Genomic DNA, 18,094 nt, shown 5'->3' on the forward strand with positions numbered 1-18,094 from the left:
GTGGCGCGTTCAGCGGTGGCGCGGTGGCGGCGGAGGGATCGTGGTGAGGTCCGGCGCCGCCTCCGGCCACACCAGCAGTACCGGGCAGGGCGCGTGATCGACGGCGAACCGCACGGCGTGGCCCAGGCTGCGCGGGCCCAGCCGGGTGCGATCGCCGTCGCGGGCCAGCACCAGCAGGCCGGCGCCCTCGGCCGCGGCCACCACCTCGCGTTCGACCCGCCCGGTCCGCTCCAGCCGGGAGCACGGCCGCCCCAGCCGCGCCGCCGCGGCCTCCAGGAGCGCGGCCGCCGACCTGCCGTCCAGCTCGTCCATCCGGTCACCGGGATCGTGCTCGCTGCCGCCGCGGCCGAGCAGCCCGGCGAACGCCCCGTGCGCGAGGCCCGGCACACCCGGCTCGGCCACGTGCAACAGCACCACGTCGGCCGCCGCCGGGACCTGGGCGCGCACGGCGTCCACACAGGCGGGCCAGGTCCCCTCGGTGACCCAGACGACCACACGCATCCCGACGCCCTCCCGCCTTCTCGGAACTCCCGGTCTCCGGGACGAAACCGCCGCGCGTGATCGGACGCTCCTCGTCAGACGCCGACGACCCGCAACGCCCCCCACAGTGCCACCACCGCGACGCCCAGCGCGGACGGCACGGCGACGAGCCCCAGTTTCGTGAACTCCCTGAGATCCACCCCGTGTTCGTGCTGATGCACGATCCGCCGCCAGAGCAGGGTCGCGAGCGAACCGGCGTACGTCAGGTTCGGGCCGATGTTCACCCCGAGCAGCACGGCCAGCACCGCGCCGGGCCCGGCCGGGGCGGTCAGCGGCAGCAGGACCAGCACCGCGGGCAGATTGTTGATCAGATTGGCCAGTACGGCGGCGAGCGCGGCGATGCCGAGCAGCGCGGGCAGCCCCGAACCCCCGGGCAGAACATGCCCGAGCGCGTCCGCGAGCCCGTTGTCGACGACCGCGCGGACCACGATGCCGAGCGCCAGCACGAACGCCAGGAACGCCGGTGCCGCCGCACGCACCACCGACGACGGTGTGGCCCGCCGCCGCAGCAGCGCCCGCCCGGCGAGCACCAGCGCCCCCGCCAGCGCCGCCCACACCGGCTCGACACCGGCGGCCGACGCGACCACGAACCCCGCCAGCGTGCAGCCCACGGTCACCAGCGCGAACAGCGGCAGCCCCGGGGCCTCGCCCGCGTCCCGCGACACCGGGGCCGCCGCCGACAGATCGCGGGCGAAGAAACACCGGAACACCACGTACTCGGCACCGATCGCGGCCAGCCACGGCAGCGCCATCAGCGCCGCGAACCGGGTGAAGCCGAGCCCGCTCGCCGCGAACGCCAGCAGGTTGGTCAGGTTGGACACCGGCAGCAGCAGCGACGCCGTGTTGGAGAGGTGGGTACAGGCGTACACGTGCGGTTTGGGCCGTACGCCGGTGCGGGCCGCCGTGGCGAACACGACCGGCGTCAGCAGCACGACCGTGGCGTCCAGGCTGAGGACGGCCGTGATCGCCGAAGCGAGCGCGAACACCGCGGTCAGCAGCGGCACCGGGCGCCCGGCCGCCCAGCGGGCCATCCACGCCCCGCAGGTCCGGAAGAGCCCCTCGACGTCGCAGAAGTGGGCGAGCACAAGGACGGCCGCCAGGAACCCGACGACGGGACCGAGCCGTTCGGCCTCCGCGCGGGCGTGGTCGAGCGTGATCGCCCCGGTACCGATGGCGATCCCCGCTGCCGGAACCGCCATCACCGCCTCGGGCAGACCGAAGGGCCGGACCACGGCCCAGGCGAGCACGGCGCCGAGCAGCACGACGGACACGGCCTCGGCGAGCGCTGTGTTCAGGGCTCCTGCCTCCGGGACGGAACGGGATCGGACGGTGCCCGTCCGTGAAGGGATTCGGACGGTGCCCGCCCATGAAAACAGACGCCCGCGCGGGCTACGACGACCGCGTCCCCGCCGCGCCCAGGAACTCCGCCCAGCCGCCCGCCGGGGTCTGACCCGGTGCCAGCGTGCGCAGTTTGCGCAGCATCGCCGGGTCCTGTGCCTCCAGCCATGCCACGAGCTGCTTGAAGGACACGAAGCGCACGTCGTCGTACTCGGCCATGCGGCCGATGGCTTCCTCGACGGCGTCCATGTAGATGCCGCCGTTCCAGCGCTCGAAGTGGTTGCCGATGAAGAAGGGGGCGCGGTTGCTCTCGTAGGCGCGCCGGAAGCCGGCCAGATAGGTGTCGCGGGCCTGGGCGCGCCAGGTGTCGTACTGGGAGCGGTCGCCCAGGGGATTGCCGCCGGACTGGTTGAACATCATGTTGTAGTCCATCGACAGCACTTGGAAGGAGTGGCCGGAGAACGGTATGGACTGCAGCGGGAAGTCCCAGATCCGGCCGCCCTGTACCCTCCCCGGCCAGATCTGGAGGCCGCCGGGCGAGCTCGCGTCGTACGTCCAGCCGAGTGCGGCGGCCGTGGGAAGCAGCGCCGACTGGCCCTCCAGGCACGGGGTGCGGCCGCCGATCAGTTCCTTGCGGTAGTCGAAGGGGAGCGGTGCGAGGTCGGTGAAGCCGGTGTTCGTCTTCCACTCGGTGACGAAGCGGACGGCCTGGTCGATCTCGCTGCGCCACTCGGCGGACGACCAGTTGCGCACCCCGTCCGCGCCGCAGAAGTGCCCGTTGAAGTGCGTGCCGATCTCGTGGCCCTCCAACCAGGCGGCGCGCACCTGCTGAAGCGTGGCGTGGATGTGCCGGTCGGCGAGGTAGCCGATCGCGGACGCGCCGACCGCGTGCCGCGGCGGACGGTAGAGGTTCTTCTTCGACTCGGGCAGCGTGTAGATGCCGCTGAGGAAGAAGGTCATCGCGGCGCCGTGGTCGGCGGCCACCTTGCGGAAGCGCGAGAACAGCTTGTTGCTGAGCTCGCCCGCGCCGTCCCAGGAGAACACCACGAACTGCGGCGGCCGGGCTCCCTCCGCCAGCCGCGTCGGCGTCGGCTGCTTCGGCTGCGGGCCGGTGTCGGCGGTGGAGCCGTCCCCGATCAGCCGTACGGGCCGGGCCTGCTCCGTGGCCGTACTGTCCGCGGAGCTGTCGCCACTGGCCGCGGAGCTGTCGCCGCCGACGGACCAGCCGCCCGCCGAGCAGGCGGAGAGGGCGCCCAGTGCGCCCGCCGTCGCCCCCGCGGTCAGCAGCCGCCTGCGTGAGATGCCGTTCATGTGCGTCCCCGATCCCCTCGTCATGGCTCCGGACGGAGCCTTCTCGCTGTGCGGTCGAGGGGTTCGATGGGCGGCTTCGGCGGAAAGATCGCGGCGGCCGGGACGTGTTGCCGTGCTGTGACAGTTGTGGCCGTGGCATGACGAACCCCGCTGCCCGGGAGCGGACAGCGGGGCCGGAAGGCTGTGGGTCAGGCGCCGGTGCCGGGGCTGAAGACCGTGAGGAAGGCGGAGGAGGAGTTGCCGGACACCGGCACCGTGCCGGCCGTCCACGTCACCTTCAGGGAGTCCCGCTCGTCGGGCGGGGTGAGGAGCAGCGCGGCGGGCGTCGCCGTCTTCGCGCCGCTGATCTCCGGGTTGGAGAAGGTCAGGCCCGCCCAGGCGCTCTGGCCCGGCTTCAGGGTGACCGTCGTGGGCGAGCCGGAGGAGCGCTTCGGGTCCGGGCCGAGCTGGTCACCCGACGCGTTCACGAACGCGGCGCCGGGATAGCCGTGCACGGTGCAGGTGCGGCCGGACTTGTTGGTGAGCACGAGGGGGAAGTTCTCCTGGCCCGCGCCCGGGTTGTTGCGGCCCACCGAGGCGCTCAGCTCGGAGGTGTGGCAGCGGGCGCCGGTGGTCGTTGCCGTCTTGGTGCCACCGCCGCTCGACTCGCTCGCCTTGCCACTGGACGCCGGGGACGAGGGCGACGAGTCGCCCGGCGCGGCGGCACTCGGCGACTTCGTCTCGCCGCCACCCGTCGCGCCGTCGGTCGCGGGCGCGGCCGTCCCCGAGACCTTCGAGGGACTGACCTGGACGCCGGATCCGTTGCCGCACGCGGTCAGGAGGCCCAGTACGGCGACCGAGCTCACGAACAGGGCCGCCCGTTGCAGGGACTGGGACGTGTAGGCCATGTCTCTCAACACTCCTGGATGTTCACGGCACGCGGCGGGGCGTGCCTGCGGCGCCTCGTGCGCCTTCATGACACTCCGATGCGCGGGCCACGGGAAAGGTTCGCAGCCCCAGTGGACTTTTTTCCCCGGCACAGCGAGGGGACAGCGACTTCCCTCCCGTCCCGTCAGGTGATCCGCAGCGAGCGCAGGACACGGTCGGTCGCGGCGGCCACGTCGTCGCCCCCGTGCTCGCGGACCTGGACGTACACCTGCGGCTGCGCGTCGCCGTCCGCCGAGGTCAGCGCGGTCTCGGTGACCGAACCGCCGCCGGTGCAGTCGCTCCAGGTCCGCGTCCGGCCCTTCCAGTCTGCGCCGGTGAAGGCCCGGCTGCCGTCGTAGTGGCAGTCCTGGTGGGCGAGGGCGTTCACCTCGGCCGTGACGTCGCCGTGCTCGCTCAGGCCGATGAACACCCCGTTCACCTCGGCCGTCAGATCCGGCCACTTCGCCAGGTCGTCCGCCACCGCCAGCCCCGGCTCCTTCCCCGACCGCAGACCGAGCGCCTTCGGGTTCCAGCCCGAGTCACGCAGCTGACGGCCCCAGCTCGCGGGCACCTCGGCGACGATCCGTCCGGTGGAGTCGGCGACCCGCACCTCGCCCGCCGGCGACTGCCGGTTCACCAGCGTGACGATGAGGGCAGCGGCACCGGCGGCGAGGACCGCGGCCACCGTGAGGGTGACCACGCCGAGCCGCTTGCGGACGCCGTCGAGTCTGCGTCCGGCCAGAGCCACCGAGGGCTGCCCGCCGCCGTCGATGCTGTGGCCGGCCGGGCCCGCGGATACCTGTCCGCCGCTGTCGATGCGACGGCCCGGGTGGTGACCCGCGGACGCCCGCCGGTCGCCGTCGGGCCCGCGGTCGGCCGGGGCCGGCGGCGCCTGCCCGGCCAGCCGGTCCAGCTCGTCCGCGAAATCCCGCGCGCTGGGCCAGCGCCGCTCACGGTCCGGCTCCAACGCCCGCATCAGCGCCCGTACGACGTCCTCGCCCAGGTCCGGACGCAGCCGGTCGGGCCGTACGACCCGGCCCGGCGCGCCCGGCACCGCGTCGGTGACCAACTCGTAGCCCACCGCGCCCAGGCTGTAGACGTCGGCGCGCGCGTCTATGCCCGCGCCGGGTTCGGCCTGCTCGGGCGGCTGATAGCCGGCCGAACCGGCGGCCAGCGTGAGCCCCGAGGCCTGGGCCAGGCTCTTGGCCAGCCCGAGGTCGGCCAGCAGCACCCGCCGGGTGCCGTCCGGTGCGGTGCGCAGCAGCACGTTGCTCGGCTTGATGTCGCGGTGCACGATCCCCGCCTCGTGCAGCGCGGCCGCGCTCCGAGCGGCCTGCGCCGTCAGCCGCAGCGCCTCGGGCAGCGGGAGAGGCCCTGCGGCGAGGAGGTCGGCGAGGGTGCCGGCGTCGGCGTACTCCATCACGAAGTACGGCCTGCCGTCGGGCAGCTCACCGATGTCGTAGACCTGCACCACCCGGTTCGAGTCGGCCCGGCGCAGCAGCCGTGCCTCGGACAGGAAGCGGTCCCGGACGTCGAGGCGGTGCGACCAGTTCTCGGCGAGGACCTTCACTGCCACCGGGGCCTCGAGCTGGTCGTCGTGGGCGAGCCACACCGTGCCGAAGGCGCCCGTGCCCAGGCGCCGTTCAAGTCGGTAGCGGCCGATCCGCTCGAGGGATTGCATGCGACTATCATGCCTGGCCTGAGATCGACTCCGAGGGGGACCTCCTGTGCACGACCCGGCGCTGACCGAAGACCTCGCCCGGCGCGCCGCCGCGGGCGACCCGGCGGCCCTGGAGCAGCTGCTGACCGAGGTCCGGCCCGAGGTCCTACGGCGCTGCGGTCGCTTCCTGCCGTGCCGGGAGGACGCCGAGGAGGCGGCGCAGGACGTGCTGCTGCAGATCGCCCGGAAGATCACCTCCTTCGAGGGCCGCAGCCGCTTCAGCACCTGGCTCTACACCGTCGTCGCCAACTGCTCCCGCCAGAAGTACCGCGAGCTCAAGCGGCGCGCCGCCGAACAGCCCGAGGCGATCGAACCGTCCCACTACGTCGACCCGCGCACCACCAGCGTCATCGCGGGCTCCCGCGTGGATCTGCTGGAGGCGCTGGACCGGCTGGAGCGCGAGCACCCGCACCTGGTCGCGCCGCTCGTCTACCGCGACATCTGCCAGCTGGACTACGCCGAGGTCGCCGAGCGCATCGGCATCCCCCTCGGCACCCTCAAGTCCCGACTCCACGAGGCCCGCAAACAGGTACGGCCCTGGCTCACCGCGAACTGAGCGCCAGGGGGTGTCCCCCGCGTCGCCGGAGTGATCCAGATGACACCCTCTAGTCCTCCTCGACCAGGCTCACCTCAGCCCAGATCGTCTTGCCCTCGGCCGTGTGCCGGCTGCCCCAGCGCTGGGTGAGCTGGGCGACCAGCAGCAGACCGCGGCCGCCCTCGTCCCAAGTCTTGGCACGGCGCAGATGCGGGGCGGTGTGGCTGGTGTCGGACACCTCGCAGATCAGCGTGGTGGCGTCGTGGATCAGCCGCAGCCGGATGGGGCGCGAGCCGCACCGGATGGCATTGGTGACCAGCTCGCTCACCACCAGCTCCGCCGCGAACGCGGCCTCGCTCAGCGACCACACGTCCAGCTGCTCCACGACCTGCTTGCAGACCGGGGCGACCAGCGCCGGATCGGCGGGGATGTCCCAGGTCGCCCCCTGGGAGGCGGGCAGGCACCGGGTGCGCGCGAGCAGCAGGGCCACGTCGGCGTCCCAGCTCAGCAGTTCTGAACCCCCACTACCGAACACGGCACCACGAGCGGCACCGGCTTCTTCCCCGGCGGCCTCGGCTGGTACCGCCTGGCCTTCACTCTGCCTCCCGCCTTCGCCGGCAAGCGGATCTCGGTGGAGTTCGGCGGCATCTACATGGACTCGCACGTCCACTGCAACGGCACCGAGGTTGGCCACCACCCCTACGGCTACGCGGGTTTCGCCTTCGACCGCCTGGTCGACGAACGAAACGGCCGTCAACCGGAACGCGGCCCTGGCCTGGATGGCGTCCTTCGTGGTTGATCAGGATTGGCGCTTCCGGTCCGCTCGACGAGTTCCCCAGGCCGTTCGTGCGCCGTCAGGGTGTGCAGTTCGGCCTGGGTGAGGGGCTGGTGGATCTCGACGTACTCGCCGTTCGGGAGCCGTTTGATCACGCCCGTCTCCCTGCCGTGCTCGACCAGTTCGCGGTCCCGGAGCTGCAGGCCCAGGCAGATGCGGCGGGTCACGACAAAGACCACGGCCGGGACCGCGAAGACCGCGGCGCGGATCGACCATGTCACCGCGTTGATCGACAGATGGAGGCGGGTCGACAGGATGTCGTTGCCGCCGCCCGCCAGCAGGACGAGGTACGCGCTGGTCCAGGCCGCTCCGATCGCCGTGCGGACGGGGCGGTTGCGGGGGCGGTCCAGGATGTGGTGTTCGCGGCGGTCGCCCGTCAGCCAGGACTCCAGGAACGGGTAGACGCCGATGAACAGGAGGAGCAGGGGGAACACCACGATCGGTATCAGGACGCCCAGGACCAGCGTGTGCCCCCACAGCGTGATCTCCCAGCCCGGCATGATCCGTACCAGGCCCTCCGCGAAACCCAGGTACCAGTCCGGCTGCGCGCCCGTGGAGACCTGGTCCGCCCGGAAGGGGCCGTACTGCCACACCGGGTTGATCGTCGCCACCGCGGCCATCAGCGTGAGGAAACCGAACACCAGGAAGAAGAACCCGCCCGCCTTCGCCAGGTACACCGGCATGAACGGCGAGCCCACGACGTTGCGTTCGGTCCGCCCGGGACCCGCGAACTGGGTGTGCTTGTGGTAGACGACCAGCAGGACGTGCGTCACGACCAGGGCCGTCATGACCCCGGGAATCAGCAGGATGTGCAGTGAGTAGAATCGGGCCACGATGTCATGGCCGGGGAACTCGCCGCCCAGCAGGAACATCGAGAGGTACGTCCCCACGATCGGGACCGACAGCAGGGCCCCGTTGACGAACCGCAGCCCCGTCCCGGACAGCAGGTCGTCCGGCAGCGAGTACCCGAAGAGGCCCTCGAACAGGCCCAGGAACAACAGCGTCCAGCCGAACAGCCAGTTGACCTCGCGCGGCTTGCGGAACGACCCGGTGAAAAAGTGCCGCATCATGTGCGTCAGCATCGCCGCGACGAACACCAGCGCCGCCCAGTGGTGCAGTTGCCGCACCAGCAGTCCGCCACGCACGTCGAAGCTGATGTGCAGGGTCGAGGCGTACGCCTCCGACATGCGGATGCCGTTGAGCGGGACGTAACTGCCGTGGTACGTCACCTCGTTCATCGACGGATGGAAGAACAGGGTGAGGTACACGCCCGTCAGGATCAGCACGACGAAGCTGTAGAGACAGATCTCCCCGAGCAGGAACGACCAGTGGTCCGGGAAGACCTTGCGCAGATACTGTCGGCCCAGGGAGTAGATGCCGAGGCGCCCATCGGCCCAGTCGGCGACCCGCTCGCCCCGCGACGCCTGCCGGGTGTTCCGCTCGCCGCTCATCCCTCCTCCTTGCGCACATGCGTGAGCTTCTCGGGGTTCGTCACGATGTAGACACCGGACACCCGGTCGCCCTCGGGCGTGAGGTCCATGACCATCACGGCGTACGGCTCGTCGCCCGCGAACAGCACCACCGCGTCGTCGCCGTTGACCCGGCGGTGACGCAGGTCGAGGTTGTGCTGACCCTGCCGTGCCGCGTGCGAGGTGATGAGGCGCACCGCCTTGTCCCGGCCGTGCACCGGACGCAGCCCGGCCCGGCTGCGGTTGCCGCCCCCGTCCGTCCACACCGTCACGTCCGGCGCGAGGATCTCCATCAGCGCGCCTATGTCCCCGCCGAGCGCGGCCTTCACGAACCGCTCGGTCGCCTCCCGGCGCACCCGGGGATGCGCCTCGTACAGCGGCCGCCGTGCGTGCACATGGGCCCGCGCACGGTGCGCGAGCTGCCGTACGGCCGCCGGGGTGCGGTCGATGATCTCCGCGATCTCGGTGTGCGCGTACGCGAACACCTCGTGCAGCACGAACACCGCCCGCTCCAGCGGGGTCAGCGACTCCAGCACGACCAGCATCGCGAGCGACACGGACTCCCTGCGCAGCGCGGGGTCCTCGCTGTCCGTGGCGGCCCTGTCCACCAGCGGCTCGGGCAGCCACGGGCCGACGTACGTCTCCCGTCGGCGGCTGATGGCCGCGCGGCGCTGCACCGCGTGGTTCACCGCGATGCGCACCAGGTACGCCCGTGGATGGGCGATCCCGTCCAGCGGGTCGCCGCCGCCGCGGGACGTCCACGACAGCCATGTCTCCTGCAGGACGTCCTCGGTGTCGGCGACGCTGCCGAGCATGTTGTAGACGAGGCCGAACAGCAGCTCGCGGTGCGCGACGAACACGTCGGTCGCCTCGTCTGTGCGGTCGTCGGCGGCAAGGTTCTGGGACATTGCGTGGGCCTCCCGTGGTGCGCTCACTAGTGCGAGGCCTCGGAGGGGCCCGAATGTGACGTCCACGCGGCGATATGTGACGTACCTCTCAGCCAGGGAGCCTCGTGTCACAGCGGCCCGGTGTCCTGCCCTCTTGAACGCGAGTCCGACGACACCGGACTCAAGGACCCCGGACCGGAGGACACCGCACCATGACCATCGACTTCACCGGCATGTACGCCTCGCACGACGCCTTCCGCCGCGACCTGGCCCGGCTCGCCAACGCCGTCACGGACGGCAGGGCAGGCACCGAGCAGGTCCGGGCCGGCTGGGAGAACTTCAAGCGCCAGCTGCACATCCACCACACCACCGAGGACACCGACCTGTGGCCGCGGGTCAGGGAGCGGGCCGTGGGCCGGCCGCGCGACCTCGCCCTCCTCGACGAGATGGAGGAGGAGCACGCCCGGATCGACCCCCTGCTCGCCGCCGTCGACACCGCGATGACCGACCAGGCACCCGAACTCCCGGACCTCGTACGGGCGTTGACCAGCACCCTCGACGATCATCTGGGGCACGAGGAGGACAGCGCGCTCCCGTTGATGCAGGACGTGCTGACCGACGCGGACTGGGCCGCCTTCACCGGCAGCATCCGCCGTACCCAGGGCCTGCGCGGCGCCGCGCTGTTCGTGCCCTGGATCGTCGACGGCGCCCCGCCCGCCGACCGGGCCACTTTCCTCGGCACCCTGCCCCCACCGGTCCGGGTCCTCAACCGGCTGTTCTGGGAGGGAAGCTACCGGCGCCGCGGCATCTGGGCCCGCGCCTAGCGGGGCCACCTGGCCCGGGTACCGTTTGGCGTACGTCCTGACCTGCGCTTATTTACGGGTAAGTACCCGCGCGGTACCGTAAACGCATGCCAGCTCTCAATGTGGAGTTCAGCGAACGTGAGCTAGAGGATCTCCGGGAGATCGCCAAGGAGCGGGGTACGTCGATGAAGGCGCTCGTACGCGAGGCCGCGGCGGCCGACATCGCCCGGCACCGGGCCCTGCAGGAGGGCGCGGAGGCCTTCCGCCGCTTCTTCGCCGCGCACGCCGACGAGTTCGCCGCCGCCTTCCCCGACGACGAACAGCGTCCCGCCAAGGGCGAGGCCGCCTGACCGATGCCACCGGTCCTTCACATCGACGTGCCCTGGCTGCTTCAGCGCCATGAGGAAGTGCTGCCGGAGCAGCCCACGATCAACGACTTCTCCGCCCTGGTCGCCGCCGTCGCCCGGCACCGCGTCGACCCGCCCCGCCTCGGCGTGGACTCCGACCCCGCCTGGCGGGCCGCCGCCCTGCTGCACACCCTCGCCCTGCTCAAACCGCTGCCCTCGGCCAACGCCCGCTTCGCCTGCGCCACGGCCGTGGCCTATATGTTCGTCAGCGGCGTCGGCATCGACCCGCCCTACGGCGCGCTCGTCGACCTCGCGCGCGACCTGATCTCCGGCAAGACGGACGTGTACGGCGCGGCCGACCGGCTCCGCTCCTGGCAGATATAGCCCTGGGCAGATACAGGGGACGCGGGCTTCTCGGGGCCGCCGGCCGAGGGCGGGAGGAACGGGGCCGGCGGCCGGTTTCGCGTGGGAGAGCCGCCGTCCCGCGCGGGGCCTCCGAGAAGGGCCGCCTCCCAGTGGACTCCCCGGCCGTGAGTGCCGGGAGCGTGCGTGACGTACCGGCGTGTGCGCGTGCTTCACACGGGGCGCGGGGTGGCCCGGAATGCGTGTGCGAAGTACCGGCGCCCACAGGCTTTCTGACTTTCTTTCAAAGCTGTCGATGTGACACGAGTGCCTTGTTGGCCGTGTGGGACCTGTGCGAGGCTGAAACGTCCGTGCGGGGGTAATGGCCGGGTCTCATTGAATGGTTGAGGAACCGGCGCCGACGCGGCGCCGGTGAATTCCGCTTCCCCGTACGCGCACCGAAAAGGTACGCACCACAGCGCACCGCTCCGCACCACACGCCCCAAAGGAATCCGCTCCGTGCACACCCCCCACCCCCCTCGTCCTCCCTATCCACCGCCCGTCGGCGTGACGGGAGAATCGGACGAGTCCCTCGTCGCCCCGCTGCGCGCCGGCTCGGACGCAGAGGCCTCCCGGTCCGCCGCGCTGCTGATGGCGCGGCACTGGCAGTCCGCCCAGGACTATGCGGCCATCTGCCTGGCCACGCCGGGTACCCTGGCCCACCTCGTCACCGCCGCTGCCTTCCACCAGATCCTCGACCGGCTGGTGCTGGGCGAGTCGGCCGACGCGCTGCGCCCCCGGCTGCTGGTCGCCGTCCGGGACGCCGTCGCGAACTGGTCGGCGGAGGACCGGATATCGGAGATTTTCCCCGACCTCCAGAAACCGGCCGGGGCCCGCGGTATGCGCGCGGCGAAGTCGATGACCCCCGAAAACCGCAAACTCGCCGAGCGCTCATTCCAGGGCCTTACGCCGATGGCCCAGTGTCTGCTGTGGCACACCGGCGTCGAGGCGGAGTCGATAAACGTCCCGGCCGCCCTGCTCGGCATGGACGCCGACACGGCGTCGGTCGCCCTTGAAGGGGCCCTGGAGAAATTCCGCGAGGGTCTTGTACGCGCCCACCGGGAACTCGCGCCGAGCAAGGACTGCCGCCACTACAACCGCCTCCTCGACGTGCCGATCCGGCGTGGTGGGGCACTGCTGCCCGACGTCCAGCGGCATCTGACGGAGTGCCGGTACTGCCGCCACGCCGCCGAACAACTCGGCAACGTCGAGGCCGGACTCGGCATGCTGCTGGCCGAAGCGGTCCTCGGCTGGGGCGGCCGCCGCTACCTCGACTCGCGTCCGGGCCGAAGACGCCCGGCGGGAGCACGCGGCCGCGGCGCCTCCCGGCACGGCGGCGGACACACGCACGGGGGAGGGCGGCACCGCCTCCTGGCCCGCATCCCGCTCCCGGCGCGCCGTGCCCCCGGAGCGCTCCGGTCGTCGAGGGCGCTGCTCACCGGCGTCGGCATCGCCGGTGCCGGCCTGCTCGCGACCATCCTCGCGGTCGGCGTGTGGCCGGACGGGGGCGGCAGCGCCCCGGTCGCCTCCGCCAGCGCGTCCGGCGCCCGTGGCGCGCTGCCCGGCACCGACTCCCAGTCCCCGCCTGCCTCGGGGCAGCCCACCACGAACCGGCAGACACGGCTGCGCAACGCGGAGGCCGGCCTGTGTCTCGACATCAAGGGCAGGCCGGAGCCCGGGGCGGGCGTGGTCCTCGCGGTGTGTTCCTCCGCGTGGACGCAGCAGTGGACGTACGAGGACGACGGGCTGCTGCGCAGCGTGGCCGACGCGGACCTGTGCCTGGACTCGCACGCGGACGCCGGGGTCGTCATCCTCGGCGGCTGCGCGGACGCGTCGGCGCGGCGTGGCGACGACGTGCGCTACGACCTCACCGTCCACGGCGAGTTGCTGCCCCGCTGGGACGAGACCCTCGCGCTCGCCGCCACCGGCCGCGACCCCGGCGCCGACCTCGTCGTCAAGGTCCGCGACCGCTCCGCCGGCCAGCGCTGGCTCACCGACCCGCCCCCGGCCACCCCGGGTTCCCTGTCGATCACCGGCACCGGCGAACCAGCGGCACGAGCCGTGGTGGCAGGGGGTTAGTCCACGACGTCGCGCGGCGCGTTCCCCGCGAGATACCCGGTGACGTTCCGGACGGCGGCCAGGGCGATCCGGACCACGGTCTCGCGGGTGACGCCGCCGACGTGCGGCGAGACGACGGCGAGGATGTTCTTCGGGCCGGTCATGTGGACTCCTCCACCAGGTCGGCCGCGCCGATCGAGCCGGGCGTGGCGTGTCCGGACAGGGCGAGGGTGAGGTCGAACTCGGCGAGCAGACAGCGGATCACGTGCTCGACGCCGGGCTGTCCGTCCAGGCCGAGCCCGTACACGTACGGCCGCCCCAGCAGGACCGCCCGCGCGCCGAGGGCGAGGGCCTTGAAGACGTCGTCGCCGGTGCGGACCCCGCTGTCGAACAGCACGGTGAGCCGGTCGCCGACCGCCTCGGCGACCCGGGGCAGCGCATCGGCCGCCGCGACGGAACCGGCCACCTGCCGGCCGCCGTGGTTGGACACCACCACCCCGTCCATGCCAGAGTCGGCGGCCAGCCGGGCGTCGTCCGGGTGCAGGATGCCCTTGAGGACGATCGGGCCGTCCCAGTTCTCCCGTAGGAACGCCAGGTCCGGCCAGGTCTTGCCGGGGTCCGCGAACATGCCGACGAAGTGCAGCACCGCCGCGTTCGGATCCTCGTGCACCGGCTTGGCCAGGCCCGCCTGAAACGCCGGGTCGGAGAAGTAGTTGGCGGTGCCCACCCCGTGCAGGAACGGCAGATAGGCCTGGTCGAGATCGCGCGGCCGCCATGCCAGCAGCGGGGTGTCCAGCGTGACGACCAGTACCGAGAACCCGGACGTCTTCGCCCGGTTCAGAAAACTCCGCGTCACCTCACGGTCCTTGGCCCAGTACAGCTGGAACCACCGCTCGGCGTCCCCCATCGCCTCCGCGACCTGCTCCATGGGTGTGCTGGACGCCGAGGACAGGACGAACGGCACACCCTGCGCGGCGGCGGCCCGGGCGGCGGCGGTCTCCGCCTCCGGGTGCATGATCGACAGCACGCCGACGGGCGCGAGCGCCAGCGGTGCGGGCAGTGCGCGGCCCAGCACCTCGACCGACAGATCCCGCTCGTGCACGTCACGCAGCATGCGCGGCACGATCCGGCGCCGATCGAGGGCGACCCGGTTGGCGCGCGCGGTGCTGCCGTCCCCGGCGCTGCCCGCGACGTACCCCACCGGACCGGGCCCGAGGCGTTGCTCGGTCAGCTCCTCCAGCCGGCTGAGATCGGTGGGCAGCCGCGGTACGGCCCCGGACATCCCATTGAGATAGATCTCGTACTGGAAGTCCGCCCAGTGCTTCGCCATCCGTACGTCCCGCCCCTCGTCGTCGAGCCTGCGTCCCGCCGACGATACTCGCGGGTAAGTGCGGGTCCGTCCACCGAGGATGCGCCGCGGACCTCGTCAGAGCACCCCGGCGACCGCCCGCACGGGAAGTCGGCGGGGGACCGGCGGTGGAGCGCGTGGTGACGCGGTGGCGGTGAACGGCTGCCCTGGCCGCGGGGGTCGCGCGGGGCGGCCGGAGGACGTGCTGGCGGGGTCTGGCGACGATACGGCGCAGGTCAAGACCCCGGCCAGCGGACGTTTCATCCATCTTCCGCGTCAGTACTGGACGAATCAGCCACCTCCTCGGTGTCCGGTCCCTGGGCCCGCACCCGCTGGACGTGCTCCAGGGACTCGCGCAGTTCGGTGAGCCAGTCGTCGGTGTGGCGCTGGACCAGGCGCACGCACCAGGCCAGGGCGTCACTGCGGCTGCGCGCCACGCCCCCGGCGATCAACGTGTCGAGGACCTGGCGTTCCGGCTGCCGCAGCCGGGTCATCACGGGCGCCGCGATGTGCGTGAACAGGGCCCGCTCCGTCCCGCACACCACGCCCCAGGACACCTTCCGCCCGAACTGGTGCTCGGCCTCGCGGGCCACGGCCATCCGGGCCTCCCGGGTGCGCTCCCGGAACTCCTGGATCCGGCTCTGTACGGCCGCCTCCCGCTCGGCGTCCGAGGCGTCCTCGGCGAGCCGGGGCTCGGGAATGCGGCCGATCACGGTGATCTCCTCGCGGTCGGCCGTCACTTCGGCCAGTTCCTCGAAGAGGTCGTCGGGCACGCGGCCGGCGAACCAGCCGCGCAGCTTCTCTAGCTGCTCTGTCGTAATCATGTAATGACGATTACTCCGTCGCTGCATGAATGCAAGGGATCGCGAAGAGGTCTGCCGAGAGCTGAACCGGAATGTTTCAGGACTATTAACGAGGCGCCGAAAACCGGCCAACCGACCCCATTCGCTGATCAAGAACCGCACCGTTCCGGGGTTGGAACGTTCGAATTCTGTGACTTCACGCCACTGATTCAACACGCAAGGTTACTGAAAGCCGTGGGTCGAAGGTGAGTTTCGGCGGCGGACTCGGCAGACTCGCGCTCGCCGCTCCGGGACCCACCCGTCCGGAGCCGGCACACCCTCGAATCGAGCGGAAGGATGCACACAATGCGAACCACCGCGCGCTGGGCAGCGACCCTCGGCCTCACGGCCACCGCCGTCTGTGGACCCCTGACCGGGGCCGCCGTCGCCTCTCCGGGCGCCGCACCCGCGTCGCTGTACGCCCCCTCGGCCCTGGTGCTCACCACCGGCCACGGCGACGACGCGGCCACCGTCACCCCGGAGCGCGCCGTCACCCTGACCTGCGCCCCGACGGCGTCCGGCAGTCATCCGGCGGCGGCCGAGGCCTGTGCCGAACTACGCGGCGCCGGCGGCGACTTGGACGCCCTGACGGCCAGAGACGACGTGCAGTGCACGAAGGAGTACAACCCCGTGATCGTCACCGTCCAGGGCGTCTGGCAGGGCAAGCGCGTCTCCTACGAGCGCACCTTCGGAAACGAGTGCGTGAAGAACTCCTACGGGACGAGCGTCTTCACGTTCTGAGAGACCGGGATCGCCGGGTTCCCGCGTTTTACGGAACGGGCTCGTAGCTGGGGAGTGCGAGCCCCGGTCGCGGGGACCGGCGCGATCTCGCACCGGGGGCCGGCAGGGCGGAGTGGGGCCGCCCGCCGGCCCCCGGGATCACGACCGCCGCTCCTCGGCCACACCGGGGAGCGGCGCAGCGCTTTCGAGTGGCTGGAGGCATTCCGTCAGCCGCCGGTCCAGGGCCGCCGCATGGGCCACCAGCCCGGCACCGCCCGCCGGTAGCGCTCGTAGTCGGTGCCGAACCGCCGGGTGAGGCCCGGCTCCTCGTACCAGTGGACGAACGCCCACATCGCCACCGCCGCGCACCCGGCGTACCCGAACACCACCGGCCGGGCCAGCAGCAGCCCCTGCCCGCCGAGCACCGCGAGCACGGCCAGGTAGATCGGATTGCGGACGTGGCGGTACGGCCCGGTCACCACCAGCCGCCGGGGCGGGGCGAACGGCGCCGGAGTGCCGAGCCCTTCGAGCGCGAATCGTCCGAACGCCGCCAGGATCACCGCGGCGCCGGCCGCGAGCGGCACCAGACCGAGCAGCCGCAGCGGCAGCCACCAGTCACCGGCCCGCCATCCGGTCAGCCACCACGGCACCAGGACGGCCGCGGTGCCGGAGACGAGGATCAGGAAGAGCGCACTGCCCAGTGCCGCCGACGACTTGCGCATACCGCCACCATGACAGCGAAGAGGGGCCGCCGTCTCCCTGCGGACGGCGGCCCCCTCGGACCGGTCGGCTCCGAACAGCGGCTCTGCGGAGCCCTGGTGGCCGTCACCGGCATTCCCGAAGGAGCCCCGGTGTTCAGGTCGGGGCGGAGCCGTGTCCTCCAGGGACAAGAACTCCGCCCGCGTGATGCTCGTCCGGGCTGGTCTGGACCCGGCTGGTGCCGAGGGCGTAAGACCCCCGGGAGCGCTGCTCCCGGAGGCGGCCTGAGCCGGGAATCCCCTCCCCCCAAGGGAAGGGAGCAGTCAAACGTGGACGACCTGTGCGGCGGCGCGGCGGCGGCCGCGTCCCGCTCGGGCCAGGAGGCTCGCGTAGGACCTCTCGTGGCTACCTGTATTCCTTGACGGGCATATAACCGTCGGGGCATATTGGGCGCATGTCCGACTCCGCGCTCTGGACCGCCCTCGCCGATCCCCACCGCCGGGCCATCGTCGCGCTGCTCCTGGAGCGGCCCCGGCCCGTCGGGGAGATCGTGGAGGCGTGCGGGCTGAGCCAGCCGAGTACCTCCAAGCACCTGAAGGTGCTGCGGGAGGCGGGGATCGTGCGTGTGCGACAGGACGCGCAACGTCGGGTCTACACCCTCGACCCGGCACCGATCGCCGCGCTCGACGCCTGGCTCGCCCCGTACCGCAAGCTGTGGAACCGCAGCCTGGACGCGCTGGGGCGCCGCCTCGCCGAGGCGCCGGACGACCCGAAGGACCCCACTCCGAAGGACTGATCCGCCATGACCGCCGAACTCACCGGCACCTACCTGACGTTGGACGACGGCCGCCCGGCCGTCCGCTTCAGCCGCACCTACGACCACCCCGTCGAGCGCGTCTGGCGGTTCGTCACCGACCCGGACGAGCTGGCCCACTGGTTCCCGACCCGCGTGGAGCTGGAACTGGCCTCCGGCAGCACGATCAGGTTCACCGGCGACCCCGTGCAGGAGGACACGACCGGCACGGTCCTCGCCGTCGACGCGCCCCGGCACCTCTCCTTCTCCTGGGGAGGCGACGAACTGCGCTTCGACCTGGAGGCACTGGACGACAAGCGCACCCGCTTCACGCTCACCAACGTCCTGAGCGAGGGGAACACCGCGGCTCGCAACGGCGCGGGCTGGGAGGTGTGCCTGGCCGCCCTCGACGCGCAGGTGGCAGGCCGGCCGTACGACGGCCCGCACGCCGGGCTCACCCCGGGCTGGCAGGAGTACTACTCCGCCTACCTCGAAGCCGGGGTTCCCTCCGGCGCCGTCGTCCCCGGCCTCGACTGACCCG

Annotated in this window: 18 protein-coding genes and 4 pseudogenes; 10 read left to right on the top strand and 12 right to left on the bottom strand. The window is 72.1% G+C overall.

Annotation, left to right across the window (positions count from 1 at the left end; translation table 11 throughout):
* Window positions 1-9: 9 nt before the first annotated feature.
* From ACFYXB_RS15080 to ACFYXB_RS15100, 5 genes are all read right to left on the bottom strand, one after another.
* On the bottom strand, window positions 10-501 hold the full coding sequence (locus ACFYXB_RS15080; protein ID WP_351349322.1) for a universal stress protein: 492 nt from the start codon (window positions 499-501) through the stop codon (window positions 10-12).
* 74 nt (window positions 502-575) lie between these two features.
* Window positions 576-1,835, bottom strand: a complete 1,260-nt coding sequence (locus ACFYXB_RS15085; RefSeq protein WP_389582111.1) for an SLC13 family permease — start codon at window positions 1,833-1,835, stop codon at window positions 576-578.
* A gap of 94 nt (window positions 1,836-1,929) precedes the next feature.
* A complete protein-coding gene (locus tag ACFYXB_RS15090) occupies window positions 1,930-3,189 on the bottom strand; it encodes a hypothetical protein (protein WP_389581873.1) in 1,260 nt (419 codons plus the stop codon).
* 188 nt (window positions 3,190-3,377) lie between these two features.
* Window positions 3,378-4,076 (bottom strand): DUF4232 domain-containing protein, encoded by a 699-nt coding sequence (locus tag ACFYXB_RS15095; protein WP_389581875.1) that lies wholly within the window; start codon window positions 4,074-4,076, stop codon window positions 3,378-3,380.
* 164 nt (window positions 4,077-4,240) lie between these two features.
* A complete protein-coding gene (locus ACFYXB_RS15100) occupies window positions 4,241-5,776 on the bottom strand; it encodes a serine/threonine-protein kinase (RefSeq protein ID WP_389581878.1) in 1,536 nt (511 codons plus the stop codon).
* A 46-nt stretch (window positions 5,777-5,822) separates the two neighbouring features.
* Here ACFYXB_RS15100 and ACFYXB_RS15105 point away from each other — a divergent pair, with 46 nt between their 5' ends.
* The gene (locus ACFYXB_RS15105; protein ID WP_351349334.1) at window positions 5,823-6,371 is read left to right on the top strand and encodes an RNA polymerase sigma factor; all 549 of its coding nucleotides are present in this window, start codon (window positions 5,823-5,825) and stop codon (window positions 6,369-6,371) included.
* A 49-nt stretch (window positions 6,372-6,420) separates the two neighbouring features.
* Here ACFYXB_RS15105 and ACFYXB_RS15110 read toward each other — a convergent pair.
* Window positions 6,421-6,846 (bottom strand): annotated as a pseudogene (locus ACFYXB_RS15110) (ATP-binding protein); the annotation flags it as partial.
* A 21-nt stretch (window positions 6,847-6,867) separates the two neighbouring features.
* On the opposite strand from ACFYXB_RS15110, the pseudogene ACFYXB_RS15115 reads away from it, so the two are divergent.
* A pseudogene (locus ACFYXB_RS15115) lies at window positions 6,868-7,077 on the top strand (sugar-binding domain-containing protein); the annotation flags it as partial.
* Between the two features lie 26 nt (window positions 7,078-7,103).
* Here the strand turns inward: ACFYXB_RS15115 and ACFYXB_RS15120 are convergent.
* Both ACFYXB_RS15120 and sigJ read right to left on the bottom strand, forming a co-directional pair.
* Window positions 7,104-8,636, bottom strand: coding sequence for a cytochrome bc complex cytochrome b subunit (locus tag ACFYXB_RS15120; protein WP_389581881.1), 1,533 nt, complete (start codon window positions 8,634-8,636; stop codon window positions 7,104-7,106).
* Window positions 8,633-9,562: an RNA polymerase sigma factor SigJ gene (gene sigJ / locus ACFYXB_RS15125; protein WP_389581883.1), complete on the bottom strand. Its 930-nt coding sequence runs from the start codon at window positions 9,560-9,562 to the stop codon at window positions 8,633-8,635. Before sigJ ends, ACFYXB_RS15120 begins: the two co-directional genes overlap by 4 nt.
* A gap of 191 nt (window positions 9,563-9,753) precedes the next feature.
* Here sigJ and ACFYXB_RS15130 point away from each other — a divergent pair, with 191 nt between their 5' ends.
* The 4 genes from ACFYXB_RS15130 (at window position 9,754) to ACFYXB_RS15145 (ending at window position 13,172) form a co-directional block, all read left to right on the top strand.
* Window positions 9,754-10,365, top strand: coding sequence for a hemerythrin domain-containing protein (locus ACFYXB_RS15130; protein WP_389581884.1), 612 nt, complete (start codon window positions 9,754-9,756; stop codon window positions 10,363-10,365).
* A gap of 86 nt (window positions 10,366-10,451) precedes the next feature.
* On the top strand, window positions 10,452-10,694 hold the full coding sequence (locus ACFYXB_RS15135; protein WP_351348187.1) for a hypothetical protein: 243 nt from the start codon (window positions 10,452-10,454) through the stop codon (window positions 10,692-10,694).
* A gap of 3 nt (window positions 10,695-10,697) precedes the next feature.
* Window positions 10,698-11,075: a toxin Doc gene (locus ACFYXB_RS15140; RefSeq protein ID WP_351348185.1), complete on the top strand. Its 378-nt coding sequence runs from the start codon at window positions 10,698-10,700 to the stop codon at window positions 11,073-11,075.
* A 477-nt stretch (window positions 11,076-11,552) separates the two neighbouring features.
* The gene (locus ACFYXB_RS15145; RefSeq protein ID WP_389581888.1) at window positions 11,553-13,172 is read left to right on the top strand and encodes an RICIN domain-containing protein; all 1,620 of its coding nucleotides are present in this window, start codon (window positions 11,553-11,555) and stop codon (window positions 13,170-13,172) included.
* On the opposite strand, the pseudogene ACFYXB_RS15150 reads toward ACFYXB_RS15145, so the two are convergent.
* The 3 genes and pseudogenes from ACFYXB_RS15150 to ACFYXB_RS15160 all read right to left on the bottom strand — a co-directional run.
* Window positions 13,169-13,288 (bottom strand): annotated as a pseudogene (locus ACFYXB_RS15150) (phosphoglycerate dehydrogenase); the annotation flags it as partial. The gene ACFYXB_RS15145 and the pseudogene ACFYXB_RS15150 overlap by 4 nt on opposite strands.
* Window positions 13,289-13,311: 23 nt before the next feature.
* The gene (locus ACFYXB_RS15155) at window positions 13,312-14,481 is read right to left on the bottom strand and encodes a lactate 2-monooxygenase (RefSeq protein ID WP_389581891.1); all 1,170 of its coding nucleotides are present in this window, start codon (window positions 14,479-14,481) and stop codon (window positions 13,312-13,314) included.
* Between the two features lie 278 nt (window positions 14,482-14,759).
* The gene (locus ACFYXB_RS15160; protein ID WP_389581894.1) at window positions 14,760-15,323 is read right to left on the bottom strand and encodes a hypothetical protein; all 564 of its coding nucleotides are present in this window, start codon (window positions 15,321-15,323) and stop codon (window positions 14,760-14,762) included.
* 324 nt (window positions 15,324-15,647) lie between these two features.
* On the opposite strand from ACFYXB_RS15160, the gene ACFYXB_RS15165 reads away from it, so the two are divergent.
* Entirely contained in the window at window positions 15,648-16,082 is a 435-nt protein-coding gene (locus tag ACFYXB_RS15165; RefSeq protein WP_389581897.1) for a protease inhibitor, read from the top strand.
* Window positions 16,083-16,288: 206 nt separating this feature from the next.
* Here the strand turns inward: ACFYXB_RS15165 and ACFYXB_RS15170 are convergent, their stop codons facing one another.
* Window positions 16,289-16,783 carry a methyltransferase family protein gene (locus tag ACFYXB_RS15170; protein WP_389581899.1) on the bottom strand — a complete coding sequence of 165 codons (495 nt, stop codon included), beginning with the start codon at window positions 16,781-16,783 and terminating at the stop codon, window positions 16,289-16,291.
* Window positions 16,784-16,928: 145 nt separating this feature from the next.
* On the opposite strand from ACFYXB_RS15170, the pseudogene ACFYXB_RS15175 reads away from it, so the two are divergent.
* The 3 genes and pseudogenes from ACFYXB_RS15175 to ACFYXB_RS15185 all read left to right on the top strand — a co-directional run.
* Window positions 16,929-17,048: pseudogene (locus ACFYXB_RS15175) on the top strand (RNA-guided endonuclease TnpB family protein); the annotation flags it as partial.
* A 166-nt stretch (window positions 17,049-17,214) separates the two neighbouring features.
* The gene (locus tag ACFYXB_RS15180; protein ID WP_389581901.1) at window positions 17,215-17,556 is read left to right on the top strand and encodes an ArsR/SmtB family transcription factor; all 342 of its coding nucleotides are present in this window, start codon (window positions 17,215-17,217) and stop codon (window positions 17,554-17,556) included.
* A 6-nt stretch (window positions 17,557-17,562) separates the two neighbouring features.
* Window positions 17,563-18,090, top strand: coding sequence for an SRPBCC family protein (locus tag ACFYXB_RS15185; protein WP_389581904.1), 528 nt, complete (start codon window positions 17,563-17,565; stop codon window positions 18,088-18,090).
* The last annotated feature ends 4 nt before the right edge of the window (window positions 18,091-18,094 follow it).

It is taken from the genome of Streptomyces sp. NPDC002619 (assembly GCF_042889305.1).
Taxonomy (GTDB): Bacteria; Actinomycetota; Actinomycetes; order Streptomycetales; family Streptomycetaceae; genus Streptomyces.

Coding starts and splice junctions, on each gene's coding strand:
- ACFYXB_RS15080 (WP_351349322.1), bottom strand. CDS start 501: ATGCGTGTGGTCGTCTGGGTCACCGAGGGGACCTGGCCCGCCTGTGTG.
- ACFYXB_RS15090 (WP_389581873.1), bottom strand. CDS start 3,189: ATGAACGGCATCTCACGCAGGCGGCTGCTGACCGCGGGGGCGACGGCG.
- ACFYXB_RS15095 (WP_389581875.1), bottom strand. CDS start 4,076: ATGGCCTACACGTCCCAGTCCCTGCAACGGGCGGCCCTGTTCGTGAGC.
- ACFYXB_RS15100 (WP_389581878.1), bottom strand. CDS start 5,776: ATGCAATCCCTCGAGCGGATCGGCCGCTACCGACTTGAACGGCGCCTG.
- ACFYXB_RS15120 (WP_389581881.1), bottom strand. CDS start 8,636: ATGAGCGGCGAGCGGAACACCCGGCAGGCGTCGCGGGGCGAGCGGGTC.
- sigJ (WP_389581883.1), bottom strand. CDS start 9,562: ATGTCCCAGAACCTTGCCGCCGACGACCGCACAGACGAGGCGACCGAC.
- ACFYXB_RS15130 (WP_389581884.1), top strand. CDS start 9,754: ATGACCATCGACTTCACCGGCATGTACGCCTCGCACGACGCCTTCCGC.
- ACFYXB_RS15135 (WP_351348187.1), top strand. CDS start 10,452: ATGCCAGCTCTCAATGTGGAGTTCAGCGAACGTGAGCTAGAGGATCTC.
- ACFYXB_RS15140 (WP_351348185.1), top strand. CDS start 10,698: ATGCCACCGGTCCTTCACATCGACGTGCCCTGGCTGCTTCAGCGCCAT.
- ACFYXB_RS15155 (WP_389581891.1), bottom strand. CDS start 14,481: ATGGCGAAGCACTGGGCGGACTTCCAGTACGAGATCTATCTCAATGGG.
- ACFYXB_RS15160 (WP_389581894.1), bottom strand. CDS start 15,323: ATGATTACGACAGAGCAGCTAGAGAAGCTGCGCGGCTGGTTCGCCGGC.
- ACFYXB_RS15165 (WP_389581897.1), top strand. CDS start 15,648: ATGCGAACCACCGCGCGCTGGGCAGCGACCCTCGGCCTCACGGCCACC.
- ACFYXB_RS15170 (WP_389581899.1), bottom strand. CDS start 16,783: ATGCGCAAGTCGTCGGCGGCACTGGGCAGTGCGCTCTTCCTGATCCTC.
- ACFYXB_RS15180 (WP_389581901.1), top strand. CDS start 17,215: ATGTCCGACTCCGCGCTCTGGACCGCCCTCGCCGATCCCCACCGCCGG.
- ACFYXB_RS15185 (WP_389581904.1), top strand. CDS start 17,563: ATGACCGCCGAACTCACCGGCACCTACCTGACGTTGGACGACGGCCGC.